We start from the raw sequence: 1,550 nt of genomic DNA on the forward strand, positions 1-1,550 counted from the left end.
CCGGCGGCGCGGCGTCCGCCCGCCGTCCACCGTCCGCCGCACCCCGTACCGAAGGGCATCCCCGTGAGTTCCATGCGCCCGGCCGCCGTCGTCGTCCTCGCCGCCGGAGAGGGCACCCGGATGAAGTCGGCAACGCCGAAGGTCCTGCACGACCTCTGCGGCCGTTCCCTGGTCGGCCATGTGGTGGCGGCAGCGGGCGAGTTGGAGCCGCAGGCGCTGGTCGCCGTCGTCGGCCACGCGCGCGAGCGGGTCATCGGGCACCTCGCGGAGATCGCGCCCGAGGCGCGGACCGCGGTGCAGTACGAGCAGAACGGCACCGGCCACGCGGTGCGGGTGGCGCTGGAGGAGCTGGCGGGCGGCGGTCCGACCGCCGACGCGGTCGACGGCACGGTCCTGGTGACCTGCGGCGACACCCCGCTGCTCACCTCCGCGACGCTGCGGGCGCTCGCCTCGGCCCACGAGGCCGACGGCAACGCGGTGACGGTGCTGACGGCCGAGGTGCCCGACGCCACCGGCTACGGGCGGATCATCCGCGGCACCGACGGCGCGGTCACCGCGATCGTCGAGCACAAGGACGCCGACGAGTCGCAGCGTGCGGTGCGGGAGATCAACTCCGGGGTGTTCGCCTTCGACGGCCGGCTGCTCGCGGAGGCGCTGGGCAAGCTGTCGACCGACAACAGCCAGGGCGAGGAGTACCTCACCGACGTCCTCGGCATCCTGCGCGCCGAGGGCCACCGGGTGGGCGCGGCGCTGGCCGCGGACCACCGCGAGATCGCCGGGATCAACAACCGGGTGCAGCTGGCGCAGGCGCGCCGCACGCTCAACGACCGGCTGCTGGAACAGGCGATGCTGGCGGGCGTCACCGTGGTGGACCCGGCGTCCACGTGGATCGACGTCACCGTGACGGTGGAGCGCGACGCGCTCGTGCACCCGGGGACCCAGCTGCTGGGCACCACCCACCTCGCCGAGGGCAGCGAGGTCGGCCCCAACAGCCGGCTGACCGACACGCGCGTCGGCCAGGGCGCCCGGGTGGACAACACGGTCGCCACCGGCGCGGAGATCGGCGCCGAGGCGACGGTCGGCCCGTTCGCCTACCTCCGGCCGGGCAGCCGGCTCGGCACCTCGGGGAAGATCGGCGCCTTCGTGGAGACGAAGAACGCCGCGATCGGCGACGGCAGCAAGGTGCCCCACCTCAGCTATGTCGGGGACGCCACCATCGGCGACCACACCAACATCGGCGCGGCCAGCGTCTTCGTGAACTACGACGGCGAGCGCAAGCACCACACGACCATCGGCTCCCACTGCCGCACGGGGAGCGACAACATGTTCATCGCCCCGGTGAACGTCGCCGACGGCGCCTACACCGCCGCCGGTTCGGTGATCACCCAGGACGTGCCCGCGGGTGCGCTGGCCGTGGCCCGCGCCCACCAGCGCAACGTCGAGGGGTGGGTGGCCCGCCGCCGCCCCGACTCGGCCGCCGCCCGTGCCGCCGCCGAGGCGGACGCGGCCGAGGCCGGTCCCGGGACATCCGGGCGACCGGCACCACCGTC

The 1,550-nt window shown here is 74.8% G+C and carries 1 protein-coding gene; it reads left to right on the forward strand.

Annotated features, from left to right (window positions below; all coding sequences use genetic code 11):
• Window positions 1-63: 63 nt before the first annotated feature.
• Window positions 64-1,550: bifunctional UDP-N-acetylglucosamine diphosphorylase/glucosamine-1-phosphate N-acetyltransferase GlmU (gene glmU / locus HCN56_RS25470; protein ID WP_167974992.1), on the forward strand; the 1,487-nt coding region annotated here is incomplete at its 3' end.

This window comes from Streptomyces lonarensis, from assembly GCF_012033735.1.
In the GTDB taxonomy this organism is placed as follows: domain Bacteria; phylum Actinomycetota; class Actinomycetes; order Streptomycetales; family Streptomycetaceae; genus Streptomyces; species Streptomyces lonarensis.